This is a genomic window from Gordonia sp. KTR9, assembly GCF_000143885.2.
Taxonomy (GTDB): Bacteria; Actinomycetota; Actinomycetes; order Mycobacteriales; family Mycobacteriaceae; genus Gordonia.
Map to the genome: position 1 here is coordinate 2675048 of NC_018581.1, position 18375 is coordinate 2693422.

Annotated in this window: 16 protein-coding genes; 12 read left to right on the forward strand and 4 right to left on the reverse strand. The window is 68.4% G+C overall.

Annotation, left to right across the window (positions count from 1 at the left end):
- Positions 1-27 precede the first annotated feature (27 nt).
- The gene (mshC, locus tag KTR9_RS12980) at positions 28-1278 is read left to right on the forward strand and encodes a cysteine--1-D-myo-inosityl 2-amino-2-deoxy-alpha-D-glucopyranoside ligase (RefSeq protein WP_014926721.1); all 1251 of its coding nucleotides are present in this window, start codon (positions 28-30) and stop codon (positions 1276-1278) included.
- A gap of 58 nt (positions 1279-1336) precedes the next feature.
- A complete protein-coding gene (locus KTR9_RS12985; RefSeq protein ID WP_010841070.1) occupies positions 1337-1645 on the forward strand; it encodes a hypothetical protein in 309 nt (102 codons plus the stop codon).
- Between the two features lie 16 nt (positions 1646-1661).
- On the opposite strand, the gene KTR9_RS12990 is transcribed toward KTR9_RS12985, so the two are convergent.
- Complete coding sequence (locus tag KTR9_RS12990; RefSeq protein ID WP_004019089.1) at positions 1662-2540, reverse strand: PAC2 family protein; 879 nt, start codon at positions 2538-2540, stop codon at positions 1662-1664.
- 51 nt (positions 2541-2591) lie between these two features.
- Between KTR9_RS12990 and metH the strand changes: the two genes are divergently transcribed.
- Positions 2592-6182, forward strand: coding sequence for a methionine synthase (gene metH / locus KTR9_RS12995; RefSeq protein ID WP_014926722.1), 3591 nt, complete (start codon positions 2592-2594; stop codon positions 6180-6182).
- A gap of 13 nt (positions 6183-6195) precedes the next feature.
- Positions 6196-6960, forward strand: a complete 765-nt coding sequence (locus KTR9_RS13000) for a crotonase/enoyl-CoA hydratase family protein (RefSeq protein WP_014926723.1) — start codon at positions 6196-6198, stop codon at positions 6958-6960.
- A 15-nt stretch (positions 6961-6975) separates the two neighbouring features.
- Here KTR9_RS13000 and KTR9_RS13005 read toward each other — a convergent pair whose 3' ends face one another.
- Complete coding sequence (locus KTR9_RS13005; RefSeq protein WP_014926724.1) at positions 6976-7899, reverse strand: manganese-dependent inorganic pyrophosphatase; 924 nt, start codon at positions 7897-7899, stop codon at positions 6976-6978.
- 139 nt (positions 7900-8038) lie between these two features.
- Here KTR9_RS13005 and KTR9_RS13010 point away from each other — a divergent pair, with 139 nt between their 5' ends.
- The 6 genes from KTR9_RS13010 (at position 8039) to hisG (ending at position 12937) form a co-directional block, all read left to right on the forward strand.
- Positions 8039-9469 carry an MFS transporter gene (locus KTR9_RS13010; RefSeq protein WP_014926725.1) on the forward strand — a complete coding sequence of 477 codons (1431 nt, stop codon included), beginning with the start codon at positions 8039-8041 and terminating at the stop codon, positions 9467-9469.
- A gap of 160 nt (positions 9470-9629) precedes the next feature.
- A complete protein-coding gene (locus tag KTR9_RS13015; RefSeq protein ID WP_014926726.1) occupies positions 9630-10100 on the forward strand; it encodes a CinA family protein in 471 nt (156 codons plus the stop codon).
- 68 nt (positions 10101-10168) lie between these two features.
- Positions 10169-10969: a helix-turn-helix transcriptional regulator gene (locus KTR9_RS13020; RefSeq protein WP_010841077.1), complete on the forward strand. Its 801-nt coding sequence runs from the start codon at positions 10169-10171 to the stop codon at positions 10967-10969.
- 98 nt (positions 10970-11067) lie between these two features.
- Positions 11068-11739 carry an HAD family hydrolase gene (locus tag KTR9_RS13025; RefSeq protein WP_014926728.1) on the forward strand — a complete coding sequence of 224 codons (672 nt, stop codon included), beginning with the start codon at positions 11068-11070 and terminating at the stop codon, positions 11737-11739.
- The gene (locus KTR9_RS13030; RefSeq protein WP_014926729.1) at positions 11736-11999 is read left to right on the forward strand and encodes a phosphoribosyl-ATP diphosphatase; all 264 of its coding nucleotides are present in this window, start codon (positions 11736-11738) and stop codon (positions 11997-11999) included. Before KTR9_RS13025 ends, KTR9_RS13030 begins: the two co-directional genes overlap by 4 nt.
- Before the next feature lie 92 nt (positions 12000-12091).
- Positions 12092-12937 (forward strand): ATP phosphoribosyltransferase, encoded by an 846-nt coding sequence (gene hisG, locus KTR9_RS13035; protein ID WP_010841080.1) that lies wholly within the window; start codon positions 12092-12094, stop codon positions 12935-12937.
- A 508-nt stretch (positions 12938-13445) separates the two neighbouring features.
- Here the strand turns inward: hisG and KTR9_RS13040 are convergent.
- Positions 13446-14312, reverse strand: coding sequence for a thioesterase family protein (locus KTR9_RS13040; RefSeq protein ID WP_014926731.1), 867 nt, complete (start codon positions 14310-14312; stop codon positions 13446-13448).
- Positions 14313-14381: 69 nt separating this feature from the next.
- The gene (locus KTR9_RS13045) at positions 14382-15266 is read right to left on the reverse strand and encodes a RecB family exonuclease (RefSeq protein ID WP_010841082.1); all 885 of its coding nucleotides are present in this window, start codon (positions 15264-15266) and stop codon (positions 14382-14384) included.
- A gap of 201 nt (positions 15267-15467) precedes the next feature.
- Here KTR9_RS13045 and KTR9_RS13050 point away from each other — a divergent pair, with 201 nt between their 5' ends.
- On the forward strand, positions 15468-16298 hold the full coding sequence (locus KTR9_RS13050; RefSeq protein WP_010841083.1) for a tRNA (adenine-N1)-methyltransferase: 831 nt from the start codon (positions 15468-15470) through the stop codon (positions 16296-16298).
- A 179-nt stretch (positions 16299-16477) separates the two neighbouring features.
- Complete coding sequence (arc, locus tag KTR9_RS13055) at positions 16478-18268, forward strand: proteasome ATPase (RefSeq protein WP_010841084.1); 1791 nt, start codon at positions 16478-16480, stop codon at positions 18266-18268.
- Positions 18269-18375: the final 107 nt, after the last annotated feature.

The window sequence follows — 18375 nt, forward strand, 5'->3', positions numbered from 1 at the left end:
GCGCGCCGTGGGCAATACAGTGGACGCATGCAGTCGTGGCCCGATCTCGAACTCCCCGCCGTTCCGGGCAGTGGACCCGCCCTCCGTCTCTACGACACCGCCGACCGTGCGGTCCGTCCCGTCTCGCCCGGGGCGACGGCGACCATGTACGTCTGCGGCATCACCCCCTACGACGCCACCCACCTGGGGCACGCTGCCACCTACGTGACCTTCGATCAGGTCAATCGGGTGCTGCGCGATCAGGGTCACGAGGTCCACTACGTCCAGAACGTGACCGACGTCGACGACCCGTTGTTCGAGCGGGCCGACCGCGACGGCATCGACTGGCGCGACCTCGGTGCTCGGGAGACGCAGCTGTTCCGCGACGACATGACCGCCCTGCGAGTACTGCCGCCACGCGACTACATCGGCGCGGTCGAGTCGGTCAGCGAGGTCGTCGAGGTCGTCGACAAGCTGTTGGCCTCCGGTGCCGCCTACACCGTGGACGACGCCGAGTTCCCGGACGTCTACTTCCGCACCGACGCCACCGAACAGTTCGGGTACGAGTCGGGCTACGACCGCGAGACGATGGCGCGATTCTTCGCCGAGCGCGGCGGCGACCCCGATCGTCCCGGTAAGCGCGATCCGCTCGACGCGCTCCTGTGGCGCGCCGAACGTCCCGGCGAACCGTCGTGGGAGTCGCCGTTCGGACCCGGCCGCCCGGGTTGGCACATCGAGTGTTCGGCGATCGCGCTGAACCGGCTCGGGATCGAGTTCGACATCCAGGGCGGCGGCAACGATCTCATCTACCCGCACCACGAGTACTCCGCCGCGCACGGCGAGGCCCTCACCGGTTCGCGACGGTTCGCCCGGCACTACGTGCACACCGGAATGGTCGGCCTCGACGGCGAGAAGATGTCCAAGAGCCGCGGCAACCTCGTGTTCGTCTCGGTGCTGCGCGGCGACGGGGTGGACCCGGCGGCCATCCGCCTCGCACTGCTCGCCGACCACTACCGCGGTGATCGGATGTGGACCGCCGAGGTCCTCGACACCGCTGTGCAACGACTCGCCCGGTGGCGTGCGGCGCTCGGCGCGAGCACCGGACCCGACGCCGGGCCGGTCATCGCGCGCCTCCGCCAGCACCTCGCCGACGACCTCGACACCCCCAAAGCGCTTGCCGCAGTCGACGGTTGGTGCGCAGACGTGCGCAACGGCATCGGTTCGTCGACGACGGCGCCCGCCGAACTCGCGGCCGCGGTCGATGCGCTGCTCGGGATCCCGCCGGCGCCCGGCGTCTGAGGAGCGCTGTCCTGCGCACCGAGATGTCTGCTCGGCGGCGTCTGGGTAGAGTGCTGGCGTGACGCGCGTGCAAGAGATCCGACCAGAGACCGACGCCGGGGTGTACACCGTCGTCACCCGGACGTCGACCTATCTGCTGGATTTCAGCGAGATGACGCTCCTGCGAGCCCCCGGGGTCGGTGGCACCGACAACGAGGACTGGACGGTCAGCCGGCTCCGGCGTGATTCCGAGGACATCCCGCTGCTCGGCGTGAAGTCCTGTCGCCTGGGAGAATCCGCGCAGTTCTGGGTGCGCGCCGCCGACGATCCCGACGTCCGCACCTGGCGGATCACCACGCCCGTCGTGTCGATCGAGAAGATCGGCTGACCCCCGGCAGCCGGGCTCAGGACCCGAACGGACCCTGACCGCGGCGCTTGAGATAGCGCTCGAACTCGGCGGCCAGTGCGTCGCCGTCGATCTTCGCCATCACCTCGTCCGGATCGACCTCGGCGTCGCCGCGCTCCTCGAGCCCGCGCACGTAGTCGGCGATCTCCTCGTCGTCCTCGGTCATCTCGGTGACCGCGCGTTCCCATTCCTCCGCCTGTTCGGGGAGCGTGCCCAGCGGCACCTCGATGTCGAGGACCTCCTCGACCCGGGTCAACAGCGCCACCGTCGCCTTCGGGTTCGGCGGCGTCGACACATAGTGGGGGACCGCCGCCCAGAACGACACGGCCGGCAGGCCCGCCTGGACGAAGAGGTCCTGGAGGACCCCGGTGATGCCGGTGGGCCCCTCGTAGCGGCTCTCGGCGAGGTTGTAGCGGGCCGCGGACTCGCTGCTGTAGGCGGCGCCGGTCACCGGCACCGGGCGGGTGTGCGGGGTGTCGGCGAGCAGGGCGCCCAGCATCACCGTGGTCTCGACCCCGAGCTCCTGCGCGAGGTCGACGATCTCCGCGCAGAACGCCCGCCACCGCATGTTGGGTTCGATCCCGCGGACCAGCACGATGTCGCGGTCGGCGCCGCGCGGACTGCAGTACGAGATGGACGTCGTCGGCCAGTCGATCCGGCGCGTGACACCGTCGATCTGATTCACGGTGGGGCGATTGACCTGGAAGTCGTAGTATTCATCGGAGTCGATGTCGGCGAGGGGTCGGGCGTCCCATTCGAGTGCCAGGTGCTCGACGGCGCTGCTGGCGGCGTCCCCGGCGTCGTTCCATCCCTCGAAGGCCGCGAGCAGAATGGGTCTGCGCAGCTGGGGAAGGTTCGACGTCTGCTCAGCGTTCACCGATCCAGCCTACGACCGAACACGCAGAGAGGGCGAACTACGCTGTCAACCATGTCCCCTGAACTCTCCGGAACCGATCCTCGCGATTTCGACACGACCTTCTTGTCGTCGATGTCGCGCCGGGTGCTGATCGGCGACGGGGCGATGGGCACCATGCTGCAGGCCGCCGATCTGACTCTCGACGACTTCCGCGGCCTCGAGGGTTGCAACGAGATCCTCAACGACACCCGTCCCGACGTCCTCGAGAGCATCCACCGCGCCTACTTCGAGGCCGGCGCCGACGCCGTGGAGACCAACACCTTCGGCTGCAACCTGTCGAATCTGGGCGATTACGACATCGCGGACCGCATCCGTGAACTGTCGTACAAGGGCACGGCGATCGCGCGCGGCGTCGCCGACGAGATGGGCCCCTCGGCCGACGGCACCGACCGGTTCGTACTCGGATCGATCGGGCCGGGCACCAAGCTGCCCAGCCTCGGCCACACCACGTATGCGGCCATCCGCGACGCCTACCTCGAATGTGTTATCGGCATGCTCGAAGGCGGGGCCGACGCGGTCCTGATCGAGACCTCCCAGGATCTGTTGCAGGTCAAGTCGGCGGTGGTGGCCGCCCGTCGCGCGATGGAGCGGGTGGGTCGCCGGATCCCGATCATCACCCACGTCACGGTCGAGACGACCGGCACGATGCTCCTCGGATCGGAGATCGGCGCCGCGCTGACCGCGCTGGAGCCCCTCGGGATCGACCTCATCGGCCTGAACTGCGCCACCGGTCCGGCGGAGATGAGCGAGCACCTGCGGTACCTGTCCAAGCACGCCCGCATCCCGGTGTCGGTGATGCCGAACGCCGGTCTGCCGGTCCTGGGCCCCAACGGTGCCGAGTACCCGCTGACACCCGAGGAACTCGCGCAGGCCATGGCGCAGTTCGTCGGGGAATTCGGACTGGAGTTCGTCGGCGGCTGCTGCGGGACGACGCCCGAACACATCAGGCAGGTCGCGGCGGCGGTCGCCGAGGTGACCCCGGCGACCCGTACCCCGGAGCACGAGTCGGAGACGTCGTCGCTCTACTCCGCGGTGCCCTTCGACCAGGACGCGAGCTTCCTGGTCATCGGTGAGCGCACGAACACCAACGGTTCCAAGGCCTTCCGCGAGGCGATGATCGCCGAGGACTACCAGAAGTGCCTCGACATCGCGAAGGACCAGACCCGCGACGGCGCCCACATGCTCGACCTCAACGTCGACTACGTGGGCCGCGACGGTGCCGCCGACATGACCGCCCTCGCGAGTCGATTCGCGACGTCGTCGACGCTGCCGATCATGCTCGACTCCACCGAGCCGGAGGTCATCCGGGCCGGTCTGGAGTCGCTGGGCGGGCGCTGCGCGGTGAACTCGGTGAACTACGAGGACGGCGACGGACCGGACTCCCGGTTCACCAAGATCATGCAACTGGTCGTCGAACACGGCGCGGCGGTCGTTGCGCTCACCATCGACGAAGAGGGACAGGCGCGCACCGCCGACTGGAAGGTCCGGGTGGCCGAGCGGCTCATCGCCGACATCACCGGCAACTGGGGCCTGGCCGAGGAGGACATCATCCTCGACACCCTGACCTTCCCGATCTCGACGGGTCAGGAGGAGGTCCGGCGCGACGGCATCGAGACCATCGAGGCCATTCGTCGGCTGCACGAGGCCCACCCCGACGTGCACTTCACGCTGGGCATCTCGAACATCTCGTTCGGACTCAATCCCGCGGCGCGACAGGTGCTCAACTCGGTCTTCCTGCATGAGTGCGTGCAGGCCGGCCTCGACACCGCGATCGTGCACGCGTCGAAGATCCTGCCGATGGCCCGGATCCCCGAGGAGCACCGCGAGGTCGCCCTCGATCTCGTCTACGACCGCCGGCGCGAGGGTTACGACCCGCTGCAGAAGCTTATGCAGCTCTTCGAGGGTGTCTCCGCCGCCTCGGCGCGGGAGTCGCGGGCCCAGGAACTCGCCAAGCTGCCGCTGTTCGAGCGGCTGGAACGCCGGATCGTCGACGGCGAGCGCAACGGGCTCACCGACGATCTCGACGAGGCGATGACGCAGGTGCCGCCGCTGTCGATCATCAACGACACACTGCTGTCGGGGATGAAGACCGTCGGCGAGCTCTTCGGATCGGGTCAGATGCAGCTGCCGTTCGTGCTGCAGTCCGCCGAGGTCATGAAAACCGCGGTGGCACACCTCGAACCGCACATGGAGGCCACCGGGGAGGACGGCAAGGGCCGCATCGTCCTGGCGACGGTCAAGGGCGACGTGCACGACATCGGCAAGAACCTCGTCGACATCATCCTGTCCAACAACGGCTACGAGGTCGTCAACATCGGCATCAAGCAGCCGATCGCGACCATCCTCGACGTCGCCGCGGACAAGCGGGCCGACGTCATCGGCATGTCCGGATTGCTGGTGAAGTCGACCGTGGTGATGAAGGAGAACCTCCAGGAGATCAACTCCCGGGGTCTCGCCGGCGAGTACCCGGTCCTCCTGGGCGGCGCGGCGCTCACCCGCTCGTACGTCGAGAACGATCTCTCGGAGACCTACGAGGGCGACGTGCACTATGCGCGCGACGCTTTCGAGGGTCTGCGCCTGATGGACGACATCATGGCGGCCAAGCGCGGCGGGGGACCCGACCCGGACAGCGCCGAGGCGAAGGCGGCGGCGGAGAAGGCCGCCGAACGCAAGGCCCGGCACGACAGGTCCAAGCGCATCGCCGCCAAGCGCAAGGCCGCCGAGACGCCCGTCGAGGTGCCGGCCCGCTCGGATGTGGCCGCCGACAACGAGATCCCGACGCCGCCGTTCTGGGGGTCGCGGATCGTCAAGGGCGTCCCGATCGCGGACTACATGCAGCTCCTCGACGAGCGCGCCCTGTTCCTGGGCCAGTGGGGTCTCCGCGGTGCGCGCGGCGGTGACGGACCGTCGTACGAGGAGCTGGTGGAGACCGAGGGCCGTCCGCGCCTGCGCTACTGGATCGATCGCCTGTCGACCGAGAACATCCTGCAGCACGCCGCGGTGGTCTACGGCTACTACCCGGCGGTGAGCGAGGGGGACACGGTCCACGTGCTCACCGAGCCGGAACCGGATGCGCCGGTACGGTTCAGCTTCACGTTCCCGCGCCAGCAGCGGTCGAGGTTCCTGTGCATCGCGGACTTCATCCGGTCGCGCGACGACGCGAAGGCGGCGGGCAAGGTCGACGTGCTGCCGTTCCAGCTCGTCACCATGGGACAGCCGATCGCCGACTTCGCCAACAAGCTGTTCGCCGAGGACGCCTACCGCGACTACCTCGAGGTGCACGGCATCGGCGTCCAGCTCACCGAAGCGCTCGCCGAGTACTGGCATCAGCGCGTGCGCAGCGAGCTGACGTTCGGCGACCGCACGATGGACAGCGAGGACCCGAAGAACGCGCAGGGCTTCTTCGACCTCGAATACCGCGGTGCGCGTTTCTCGTTCGGCTACGGTGCCTGCCCCGATCTCGAGGACCGGGCCAAGATGATCGAGCTGCTCGAGCCCGGCCGGATCGGCGTCGAACTGTCCGAGGAGTTGCAGTTGCATCCCGAGCAGTCGACCGACGCGTTCGTGCTGCACCATCCGGAGGCCAAGTACTTCAACACCTGATCGGGGACACGAGATGACGGTTCGGGAGCGGACCGAGGGGCCGGTGCGGATCATCGGGATCGACCGGCCCGATCGGCGCAACGCGGTCGATCGGGCGACTGCCGACGCGCTGGCGGATGCGTTCCGCCGGTTCGACGCCGACGACTCGGTGTCCGTCGCGGTGCTCTACGGCGAGGGCGGGACATTCTGCGCCGGTGCCGATCTCAAGGCGATCTCCGAGGGCGAGCCGAACCGGGTGGCACCCGACGGCGACGGTCCGATGGGTCCGACGCGGATGCGGTTGTCCAAGCCGGTGATCGCGGCGGTCTCCGGGCACGCCGTGGCGGGCGGGCTCGAGCTCGCGTTGTGGGCGGACCTGCGCGTGGCGGACGACGACGCCGTCTTCGGGGTGTTCTGCCGTCGCTGGGGCGTTCCGCTGATCGACGGCGGCACGGTCCGTCTGCCGCGCCTGATCGGGGAGAGCCGGGCGATGGACCTCGTGCTGACCGGCCGGGCGGTACCGGCGCAGGAGGCGCTGTCGATCGGGCTCGCCAACCGCGTCGTACCGTCCGGGACGGCGCTGACGGCCGCGGTCGCCCTGGCCACCGAGATCGCGGCGTTTCCGCAGACGTGCATGCGTGAGGACCGGCTGTCGGTTCTCGAACAGGACGGCATGGACACCGATGCGGCGATCGCCAATGAACTGCGCCACGGCATGGCCTCGCTGGCGGCCGACACACTCGCGGGCGCAACCAGATTCGCCGGTGGGGCGGGCCGGCACGGCGAGGGCGTCGGATAGGCGCCGGTCTGGCGCCTAACCGGCCAGCGCCTCCGTCAACTGCGGCACGATCTGCTTCTTGCGCGACACGATGCCCTTGCCGAAGGCATGACCGTCGATGACGGAGACCCCCAGAGCCTGCTCGACGGCCGCGGCCGGCTCGCCGACCACGAGGAGGTCGGAGTCGCAGGCGATCACGTCGGTGATGAGCAGCAGATAGAGGTCGTACCCCGCGGCGTCCTTCTCGGCGGTCATCGCGGCGAAGAACTCGTCGCGCCGGTCGAGGACCTCGGCGGAGTCGACGGTGGTGAGCTGCGAGACCCGCACCGTCTTCGGTCCCATCGCGAAGCTCTTGGAGTCCCGGCCGATGATCGCCGACGCCGGCTCGTCACCGAGTGCGGTGCCCGCGCGGAGCAGTGCGTCGCCGTACTCATCGACGTCGACACCGGCGATTGCGGCGAGCTCCGCCGCAGCCGCACGATCAGCGTCGGTGCAGGTGGGCGAGTTGAACAGCAGGGTGTCGGAGATGATGGCCGAGAGCATGATGCCCGCCTCCGGGCGGGGGATCTCGACGCCGTTCTCCGCATACATCCGGGTGAGGATCGTGCAGGTGCACCCGACGGGCTCGACGCGGACGTACAGCGGCGCCGCCGTCTCGAAGTTGGCGATCCGATGGTGGTCGATGACCTTCAGCACGGTGACGTCGGCGATGTCGGCGACACTCTGCTGTCGTTCGTTGTGATCGACGAGCATGACGTCAGACGGCGCGGCGGTCTCGATCACACGCGGTGCGTCGAGGCCGAAATGCTCCAGCGCGAAGGCGGTTTCGAGGCTCGGATGGCCCAGGGCCACGGCTTCGACGTCACTGCCCAGCGCGGCTTCGAGGCCGGCGAGGCCGATCGCGGCCCCGATGGCATCGGTGTCGGGGTTGCGGTGTCCGAACACCAGGATCTTCGACATGGGACCTCGGCTTTCTCCCTGGGCGACGACGCGTGGGCCCAGACTACGACGATCCCGGCAGATCGTGGGTGTCGTTCCGCGAGCGTGGATCCTCGTCGAGCTGACGCCCGCACCGCGGGGATCGTTCTAGATTGGCCCCATGTCCACGACCGGACGTCCACGCGTGATCCTGGTCGTCTGCTGTCTGAGCATGTTCCTCGTCGGACTCGACATCTCCGCGGTCAACGTGGCACTTCCGTCGATCCGTGCCGATCTCGACGCCACGCCGTCGCAGCTGCAATGGGTGGTCGACTCCTACACGCTGGTGGTCGCGAGCCTGCTCATCCTCGGCGGCGCCACCGGAGACCGGCTCGGACGCAGGCGCATCTTCGGGGTCGGCCTGGTGATCTTCGGGACCGGCTCCGTGTTCTGCGCGGTGTCGCCGACACCGGAGGTCCTCATCGCCGCCCGCGCGGTACAGGCGGTCGGGGGATCGATGCTGAATCCGGTGGCGCTGTCCATCGTCACCGCCGTGTTCACCGAGCCGCGGGCGCGCGCTCGCGCAATAGGGCTGTGGGGAGGCGCATTCGGGGCGAGTCTGGCCTTCGGCCCGGTCGTCGGCGGGGCACTGGTGTCCGGTCTGGGCTGGCAGGCGATCTTCGTGCTCAACGTTCCGGTGTGCGGTCTCGCCGTCGTCCTGAGCAGGCGGTACATCCCGGAGTCGAGGACGCCGCGCGGTCGGCGGACCGACGTGGTGGGTCAGCTGCTGATCTTCGTCCTGCTGTCGACCCTGACCTTCGGGATCATCGAGGGCCACGTCCTGGGCTGGACGTCCGGCGCCATCGTCGGTTGTTTCGTGGTCGCCGCATGCTCGTCGGTGATCGTCGTCTGGTACGAGTCCCGACGCGACGACCCTCTCCTGGACCCCCGGTTCTTCGGCAGTGCGCCGTTCGGCATCGCGGTCGTCTGCGCGGTGATCGCGTTTGCGGCCACCGGGGGGTTTCTCTTCCTCAACACCCTCTACCTGCAGGAAGTCCGGGGGCTCACCCCGCTCAGGGCAGGTCTGATGCTACTGCCGATGGCGGTCGCCTCCGCGTGCTGTGCACCCGTCTCCGGGCGTCTCGTGGCCGCCCGGGGCGCGAGGACGCCGCTGTCCGCGGGTGGAGTCGGGATGGCGGCGGGCGGGTTGCTGCTCCTCGGCGTCGGCCCCGACACCGCGTTCATCCACCTCGGCGCGGCCTACCTCGTGTTCGGCATCGGGTTCGGACTGGTCAACGCGCCCATCACGAACGCCGCGGTCTCGGGAATGCCGCAGACCCAGGCCGGTCTCGCCTCCGCGATAGCGTCCACCGGTCGCCAGGTGGGTACCGCGCTGGGCGTGGCGGTCTCGGGGGCCATCGCGTTCTCGGGAACGGCGGGAGCGGTGGCCGACGACCTGGCGTCGAACGCGCGTCCCTTCTGGGTGGTGGTGACCCTGTGCGGCGTGGCCGTCACGGCGCTGGCCTACCTCGCCACCGGCGCCTGGGCGGCCCGGACAGCGGTACGTACCCGCGACCGGTTCGAGTCCACGTCGGGCATCTGGGCGGCGTGAGATATGACGCGCGGACTCAGGGTCGTTGTGGGGGCGGGTCATGTCCTCGAGATCGCAGCCCGACGCCGTCGGCACCACCACCTACCAGGTAGTCGTTTCAGGCCGCCGTCGAATGGATACGAACCATCGGTGATCGACGCCGACGCGAAGGGAGCGACACATGTCCGATGTGAGTGATTTCTCGGAGACCTGCCGGCGCGTGGCCGACGCCGCGATGGAGGCAGGTGTGCGGATCGCGGTCGCAGAATCGCTGACCGGTGGCAATCTGGCGACGGAGCTGAGCAAGGCGCCGAATGCGGGTACGTGGTTCCGCGGTGGCGTCGTCGCCTATCACAAGGACGTCAAGTACAGCCTGCTCGACGTGCCCGAGGGGCCGGTGGTGAGCGAGACGGCGGCGCGCGCGATGGTGGCGACGACCGCCCGCCTCTTCGACGCCGATCTCGTCGTCGCGGTGACCGGCGAAGCCGGACCCGAACCGGACGAGGCTGCGCCGGGCACGGTGTGGTTCGGTCTGGACCACCGCGGCCGGGTCAGTGCGTCGCGTGAGGTGTTCGACGGCGAACCCGAGGAAGTCCTGGCCAAGACCATCGGACACTCGCTGGCATTGATCGAGTCCTGTCTGCGGTCCTGAATGCCGGATCACGACCGCTACCCGTGAGGTGGTCGTCACGGTCCCACCCGGGACCTACCATGACGCACATGGCCGTCGAGGTGGGAAGCATGCTGCGGCAGTGGCGCTCTCGTCGCTCGCTGAGTCAGCTGGATCTTGCCTACGAGGTCGGCGTCTCACCCCGCCATCTCAGCTTCGTGGAGACCGGCAGGTCACGGCCCAGCCCGGCGCTGCTCGAGGCGCTCGCCGAACGCCTCGATGTCCCTTTGCGAGAACGCAATTCGCTTCTTCTCGCCGCGGGTCACGCACCCCGCTACAGCGAGGAACCGCTGGACGCGGATGCCATGGCGCGCGTGCGCTCGTCGGTGCAGAGATTGCTCGACGCCCACAACCCGAACATGGGCATGGCGCTCGACCGGACCTGGAACGTCGTCCTGGCCAACGACACCGCCCTCACACTTCTCGACATGCTCCCGCGTGACCTGCGATCGGGTCCGGTCAATCTGTTCCGGGTCTCCCTTCATCCGGACGGGTTCGCGCAGCGGACGCACAACTTCGACGAATGGGCGACCTACCTGCTCGACCTGCTTCGACGGATGGCCCGGATCACCGGGGACCAGCGCCTGGCCGACCTGGAACGCGAGGTGTCGGCGTACCCGTCCGTCGCGGCACTCGACGGTCGCCTCGCGCGCGAGCGTGCCGAACCCCGGGACCGGGCGGAACTGCTGGTGCCGTTCCGGCTCGCACTCGGCGACCAGGTGCTGTCGTTCTTCAGCACGCTCACCACGTTCGGGTCACCGCGAGATGTGACGCTCGACGAGCTGACCATCGAGCTGTTCTACCCCGCCGACGAGCCCACCGAACGGTGGGTTGCGATGATGCAGGGGTGACAGACACCGCCCGACCGAGCCGGCCCGCCCCCGTCGGTACGTCCGTCCCCGCGACCTCGCCCTCGGGCGCGCGCCTGCCCGCCGCCGTGCTGTGGGACATGGATGGGACCCTGCTCGACTCCGAACCGATCTGGGACGTCGCGATGGCCGAGCTGGCCGCGCGGCACGGCATCGTCATGTCGCCCCGACTCCGCGAATCCACCCTCGGGAACTCGCTGCCCGACGCGCTTGCCAAGGTGCACGACGCGGCCGGTCTGTCCGCCGCGGAACGGGATCCGGATGCCGACGGGCGGTGGACCCTCGACCGGGTCGCCGAATTGTTCGCGCAGGCCCTGCCGTGGCGTCCCGGCGCGCCCGAAGCGCTGGACCTGGTGGCCGGGGCGGGGATCCCGATGGTCCTGGTGACCAACACGGTGCGGGAGCTCACCGAGGTGGCCCTGGAGACAATCGGGCGAGGACGCTTCGCCACCACGGTCTGCGGTGACGAGGTCGCCGTGGGCAAACCCGCGCCCGATCCCTACCTGCGCGCCGCGGAACTCCTCGGCGTCCCGACGGCCGACTGCCTGGCCGTCGAGGATTCGCCGACCGGTGCTCAGGCGGCGTCGGCCGCCGGATGTCCGACGCTCGTCGTCGAGTCGGCGGCACCGGTCGAGCCGGGTCGGCTGCGGGTCTTCCGGACATCCCTCGTCGGGCTGGACCTCGACGATGTGGCCGACGCATGGACCGGCGGTCTCGCGCGCATCACGACATGCAAAAATGAGGAATCGTGAAGACTTTCGAGGAGCTGTTCGCCGAACTCAGCGACAAGGCGCAGAGCCGTCCCGAGGGTTCGGGTACCGTCGCCGCCCTCGACTCCGGTGTGCACACCCTGGGCAAGAAGATCATCGAAGAGGCGGGTGAGGTCTGGCTCGCGGCCGAACACGAATCCGACGAGTCGCTCGGCGAGGAGATCTCGCAGCTCGTCTACTGGCTGCAGGTGATGATGATCAAGCGGGGATTGACGCTGCAGGACGTGTACCGACATCTGTGACCGGGGCGACCCGGTCCGGACACACCTCCCGCACGACACAGTTCCGCTCCATCACCGCGCCCGCGGGCGCAACCCACGAAAAGGACATCGAGATGCTGCGAGTGGCCGTACCCAACAAGGGTGCGCTCTCCGAATCCGCGTCGGCCATCCTCTCCGAGGCCGGCTACCGACGCCGGACCGACGCCAAGGACCTCACGGTCCTCGACAACAACAACGACGTCGAGTTCTTCTTCCTCCGCCCCAAGGACATCGCGATCTACGTGGCGTCCGGCCGCCTGGACCTGGGCATCACCGGGCGCGACCTCGCCCGGGACTCCGGCGCCGAGGTCGGCGAGCAGCTGGCGATGGGTTTCGGCTCGTCGAGCTTCCGCTATGCCGCGCCGGCCGACCAGCAGTGGAGCGTGGCCGATCTCGCCGGCAAACGGATCGCCACGTCGTACCCGAACCTCGTGCGTGAGGACCTGGCCGGTCACGGCATCACCGCCGACATCATCCGGCTCGACGGTGCGGTCGAGATCTCGATCCAGCTCGGCGTCGCCGACGCGATCGCCGACGTCGTCGGTTCCGGTCGCACGCTGCGCCAGCACGGCCTGGTGGCCTTCGGGGAGTCGCTGTGCGATTCCGAGGCCGTTCTCATCTCCCGGCGCGACGCCGAACTCACCAAGGCCGAACGGCAATTCGTCGCCCGGGTCCAGGGTGTGGTGTTCGGACAGCAGTACGTGATGATCGACTACGATTGCCCCCGTTCACTTCTCGACCGGGCGTCGGTGCTCACCCCGGGCCTGGAGTCACCGACCGTGGCACCCATGGCCGACCCGGACTGGGTCGCCGTCCGTGCGATGGTGCCCCGCAAGGACCACCAGAACCTCATGGACGAGCTGTCCGAGCTGGGCGCGAAGGCGATTCTCGCCACCGACATCCGCTCCTGCCGGTTCTAGCTTTCGGTAGATCCACCAGCCCCTGCTCCCTAATCTGAAAGAATCACAGACCTGCTGGCCCGCCCTGCTCCCTGAGGAGCGCCCGGAGCTTGCGGAGGGCGCGTCACGAAGGGTCTGGCGACCGAGGCTGCGAAACCCTTCGTGACGCTCGCAAGCTCGCTCCTCAGGGAGCGGGGGTCTTTCGTGGTCCACGACGGCCGCCAGGCCGCAGATACTGAGGTGCGAGGAGCGGATTCGACGAACTCCCCGCTCCCTGAGGTGCGAGGAGCGCATTCGACGAACGCCCCGTTCCCTGAGGTGCGAGGAGCGCAAGCGACGAGCCACGAAGGGCGTGGCGACGCATCTCACCAGGACCCTTCGAGACGGCCTCCGCAGGCTCCGGCCTCCTCAGGGAGCAGTAGGCGGCGCGCTCGCTCGCACCTGAGGGGCAGGGGTGGCTGGCTTCGCTCGCACCTGAGGGTCAGTGGGTGGCTGGCTTCGCCCGCACCTCAGAAAGCAGAGGGCGTGGCTACCGCACCGCGCTGAGCATCACCGTCTGGGCCGACCGCCCGATGTGACCGGAGGCGTCGTAGAGGTCGGCGAAGGTGCTGCCGAACCCGTCCGGGCCGGCGATCATGTGGGCGTCGATCCCGACCCACGGTCCGCTCGGGACGCGCGTCAGGTGCACGGTGGTGTCGGTGTTCATCCAGGTCCACTGGTCCGGGCGCAGTCGGGTACCCAGCCCGTTGGCGACGTCGATGACGGTGAACACCGACTCCAGGTCCTCGGTCTTCTCGCCGGCGACGAGCGGGATCGCCGGGCGCAGCCACACCGCGGGAGTCGAGCCGTTGCGTCCCTCGGCCCGGATCGACTCGATGGTGCCGATGAACCCCAGAGTGCCCCAGTCGACGGCCTCGCCGCTGTCGTCGGAGAAACCGATCACCGCTGCCGACTCGTCGGGACCGGGAGCCAGGGGAGCGGGACCGTTGGCGATCTCGGCGGTGTCGGCGACGCGCAGTCGCCAGCCCACCGATCGTGCCGCGGCGCGGAACGACCCGTCGGCCTGCTGCACCTGCAGTTCGGTCTCGACGAGGCTGATCTGGCGGCCGGGCCGGATGACCCGGGCGGCGACCCGGTTGATGCCCAACCCGACCGGCCCGAGGATCTCGGTGGTCACCCGCGTGAAGTGCTGGGCCGGATCGGGCTCGCATCGCAGCAGCGAACGCATCAGGAGGGCCGACGGGGGACCGCCGTGCTGCATGGTCGGCGACCACACGCTCAGCGTGGCGTCGGTCGGACGGAAGTACTCGAAGTCGCCTTCGGAATCAGACCCTGCAGAATTCGTCTGGGCAGAGTCCGACGGGGCGTCGACGGGTTCGTAGTACGAGTTCTCCACGCGGTCACCTTATGACTGTCGGCATAGTCACCCGGTACGGGGGCACCCGGACCCCGGTTCCGGTGTCGGTCAGGCCGCGAAACCCGCCGGTGGACCGGGGTACGGCGGGACTTCGCCCCCGAACTCGGGACAGCGGGCGTGGTGCTCGCAGAACTTGCACAGCCACGACTTCTTCGGCCGGAAATCACCCGAGACCACGGCTGCGCGGATCGCCTGCCATATCGCACGCAGGGTGCGCTCGAAACGGAGCAGTTCGTCGTGGTCCGGGCGATAGATCAACTGCTGCCCGTCGGAGAGGTACATCAGTTGCAACCGGGCCGGAACCACCCCGCGCGTGCGCAGGATCGCGAGCGCATAGAACTTCATCTGGAACAGCGCCTTCGCCTCGTAGGCCTGGCCCGGGGATCGTCCGGTCTTGTAGTCGACGACGCGGATCTCACCGGTCGGCGCGACGTCGATGCGGTCGATGAAGCCGCGCATCAGCATGTCGTCGGCGTCGATCTCGACGTGTTCCTCCACCGCGTCGGCGTCGAAGGCGGTGGGGTTCTCCATCGTGTAGTAGGTGGCGATGAGCTTCTGCGCATCCGCGAGGAACGCCTCCTGCCCGTCTACTCCGACGACCTTCGCCAGTTCCGGGTCGCCCTCGCACAGCGCCGCCCAGGCGCCCTCGACCAGCAGCTCGGCCGAATCCTGGGTGCGGAGTTCGGCCGGGAGGTCGAACAGGTTCTCCAAGGCAGCGTGCACGACGGTGCCCCGGGTCTGGGCGGTCGTGGGTGTTTCCGGGAAGCGGTCGATCGCGCGGTAGCGATAGAGAAGGGGGCACTGCTTGAAGTCGGCGGCCCGGGACGGGGACAGGGCCAGCGGCCGCCCGACGATGCCCCGGCCGTCCGACCCGGGGGTGTCCGGTGCCGTTGCCCGCGTCGTGCTGGTGGAGGTGTCCCCGACTCCGGTCATCGTGCTCACCCTTCGCAGGGTAGGCGCCGGTCCCGACAGGCCGGCGTCCCGACACTCGCAGTCGCCACACCGGAAAGTCGCTCGCCGGTCCGGCGGGGCGACACGAGGCGGGTTCGGCCCACGTCGTCGGGTAACGTCCACACGGCCCACGAACCGGCGCCGAGTCGCGCGGGTTCGGATCGTTCACGAGAGGAAGCACCAGTGCCCACCACCGGACCGTTCGTCGTCGGCGACCGGGTTCAGCTGACCGATGCGAAGGGGCGCAAGTTCACGGTGCTGCTCGACGAGGGGAAGCAGTTCCACACCCATCGGGGTGCCATCTCGCACGACGATCTGATCGGCTCGCCCGAGGGCAGCATCGTCTCCGCGACGAGCGGGACCCAGTATCTCGCGTTGCGGCCGCTGCTGGTCGACTACGTGCTGTCGATGCCGCGCGGAGCCCAGGTCATCTACCCCAAGGACGCGGCGCAGATCGTGCTCGAGGGCGACATCTTCCCGGGTGCTCGTGTTCTCGAGGCCGGTGCCGGTTCGGGTGCGCTGACGTGTTCGTTGCTGCGGGCGGTCGGCGCCGAGGGCGAAGTCGTCTCCTACGAGATCCGGGACGACCACGCCGAGCACGCGATCCGCAACGTCGAGACCTTCTTCGGCGGCCGCCCCGCCAACTGGCACCTGACCGTCGACGACCTGGCGAACGTGGACCAGGACGAACGCTTCGACCGGGTCATCCTGGACATGCTCGCGCCCTGGGAACCCCTCGACGTCGTCCGCACGGTGTTGAAACCAGGCGGGGTCTTGACGGTGTACGTGGCGACCGTCACCCAGCTGTCCCGGGTGATGGAAGCCCTGCGCGAGCAGGAGTGCTGGACCGAGCCCCGGGCGTGGGAGACGCTCCTGCGTGAGTGGAGTGCGGTGGGACTCGCGGTGCGGCCCGAGCACAAAATGCAAGGCCACACGGCCTTTCTGATCACCGCTCGGCGCCTGGCCGACGGAACCACCACGCTGCGTCCGCAGCGTCGCCCCAGCAAGGGCTGATCCCGCCCGCGGTCGCGGTGAAACATCGCGAATACGTTGCGAAGACGCACATTTAACACACCGTCAACACCGGCGATTGCGCGGCAGACGGCGATTCCGCGTCGCGGCCGGTAGCGTAGGGATACGGCGCGAGCATTCCGATCGAGGGATCGGGTGATTGCCGGCGAGAGGAGTCAGCAATGACCGAATCTGACCGCCACGACGCACTGGGGGACCGCGCGGTTCCCGAGAGCGCCAGTGCATCCGACGAGGGCTTCGTCCCCGCCTACACTCCGCCACTGTCGCGGAGCGGCTCGGACCCGTCTGCGCGAGGCGCAGCCGGCCGGCCGGCCGGGGATCTCCAGGAGCGTGTGGACAGCCTCACCGCACGCAACGCGAAGCTGCTCGACACTCTCAAGGAAGCCCGCCAGCAACTCATCGCACTCCGCGAGGAGGTCGACCGTCTCGGTCAGCCGCCGAGCGGGTACGGCGTACTGCTGGACGTGCATCCCGACGCCACCGTCGACGTGTTCACCTCCGGCCGCAAGATGCGGCTGACGTGTTCACCCAACATCGACACCGAGACGCTGACCAAGGGCCAGACCCTGCGCCTGAACGAGGCGCTGACCATCGTCGAGGCCTGTGAGTTCGACACCGTCGGCGAGATCAGCACGCTGCGTGAGGTGCTCGGCGACGGCAAACGCGCCCTGGTCGTCGGCCATGCCGACGAAGAGCGGGTGGTCTGGCTGGCCGAACCGCTCCTCGGCGAGGTCGACGGTGAGGACGGTCTGCGTCGCAAGCTGCGCCCCGGTGACTCGTTGCTCATCGACACCAAGGCCGGCTTCGCCTTCGAGCGGGTGCCCAAGGCCGAGGTGGAGGATCTCGTCCTCGAGGAGGTCCCGGACGTCGGGTACGAGGACATCGGCGGCCTCGGTCGTCAGATCGAGCAGATCCGCGATGCCGTCGAACTCCCGTTCCTGCACAAGGACCTGTTCCGCGACTACCAGCTGCGTCCGCCGAAGGGCGTGCTGCTCTACGGTCCGCCCGGGTGTGGAAAGACGCTCATCGCCAAGGCGGTGGCCAACTCCCTGGCGAAGAAGATCGCGCAGGTGCGCGGCGACGACGCCAAGGAGGCGAAGTCGTACTTCCTCAACATCAAGGGCCCCGAACTGCTCAACAAGTTCGTCGGTGAGACCGAGCGGCACATCCGGCTGATCTTCCAGCGCGCGCGGGAGAAGGCCTCGGAGGGCACACCGGTCATCGTGTTCTTCGACGAGATGGACTCGATCTTCCGCACACGTGGCTCGGGTGTCTCCTCGGACGTGGAGACCACCGTGGTCCCGCAGCTGCTCAGCGAGATCGATGGTGTCGAGGGCCTCGAGAATGTCATCGTGATCGGTGCGTCGAACCGCGAGGACATGATCGATCCCGCGATCCTGCGTCCGGGACGTCTCGACGTGAAGATCAAGATCGAACGTCCCGACGCCGAGTCGGCGATCGACATCTTCTCGAAGTACCTGACCGAGGAGCTGCCGATCCACGCCGACGACATCGGCGAGTTCGGCGGTGATCGCACGGCCTGCGTCAACGCGATGATCGAGAAGGTCGTCGAGCGGATGTACGCCGAGAGCGAGGACAACCGGTTCCTCGAGGTCACCTATGCCAATGGCGACAAAGAGATCATGTACTTCAAGGACTTCAACTCCGGCGCGATGATCCAGAACGTCGTCGACCGCGCCAAGAAGTACGCGATCAAGTCGCAACTCGACACAGGTGCGCCGGGTCTGCGTGTGCAGCATCTCTTCGATTCCATCCTCGACGAGTTCGCGGAGAACGAGGATCTGCCCAACACGACCAACCCCGACGACTGGGCCCGGATCTCGGGCAAGAAGGGCGAGCGGATCGTCTACATCCGCACCCTGGTCACGGGCAAGAGCGCCGGCGCGAGCCGCGCCATCGACACCGAGACGAACACGGGCCAGTACCTGTAACGACCGACACATCCGCCGAGCAGACAGCCGACTCCCACGGGGTCGGCTGTCTGCTCGACAGAACCGCGTGAACAGCGCGTTCAGGCACTAGAGTTGTCGGCGATGAA

Coding starts and splice junctions, on each gene's coding strand:
- KTR9_RS13005 (WP_014926724.1), bottom strand. CDS start 7,899: ATGTCGAAGATCCTGGTGTTCGGACACCGCAACCCCGACACCGATGCC.
- KTR9_RS13010 (WP_014926725.1), top strand. CDS start 8,039: ATGTCCACGACCGGACGTCCACGCGTGATCCTGGTCGTCTGCTGTCTG.
- metH (WP_014926722.1), top strand. CDS start 2,592: ATGTCCCCTGAACTCTCCGGAACCGATCCTCGCGATTTCGACACGACC.
- hisG (WP_010841080.1), top strand. CDS start 12,092: ATGCTGCGAGTGGCCGTACCCAACAAGGGTGCGCTCTCCGAATCCGCG.
- KTR9_RS13025 (WP_014926728.1), top strand. CDS start 11,068: ATGGATGGGACCCTGCTCGACTCCGAACCGATCTGGGACGTCGCGATG.
- KTR9_RS13000 (WP_014926723.1), top strand. CDS start 6,196: ATGACGGTTCGGGAGCGGACCGAGGGGCCGGTGCGGATCATCGGGATC.
- KTR9_RS13020 (WP_010841077.1), top strand. CDS start 10,169: ATGGCCGTCGAGGTGGGAAGCATGCTGCGGCAGTGGCGCTCTCGTCGC.
- arc (WP_010841084.1), top strand. CDS start 16,478: ATGACCGAATCTGACCGCCACGACGCACTGGGGGACCGCGCGGTTCCC.
- KTR9_RS13045 (WP_010841082.1), bottom strand. CDS start 15,266: ATGACCGGAGTCGGGGACACCTCCACCAGCACGACGCGGGCAACGGCA.
- mshC (WP_014926721.1), top strand. CDS start 28: ATGCAGTCGTGGCCCGATCTCGAACTCCCCGCCGTTCCGGGCAGTGGA.
- KTR9_RS13015 (WP_014926726.1), top strand. CDS start 9,630: ATGTCCGATGTGAGTGATTTCTCGGAGACCTGCCGGCGCGTGGCCGAC.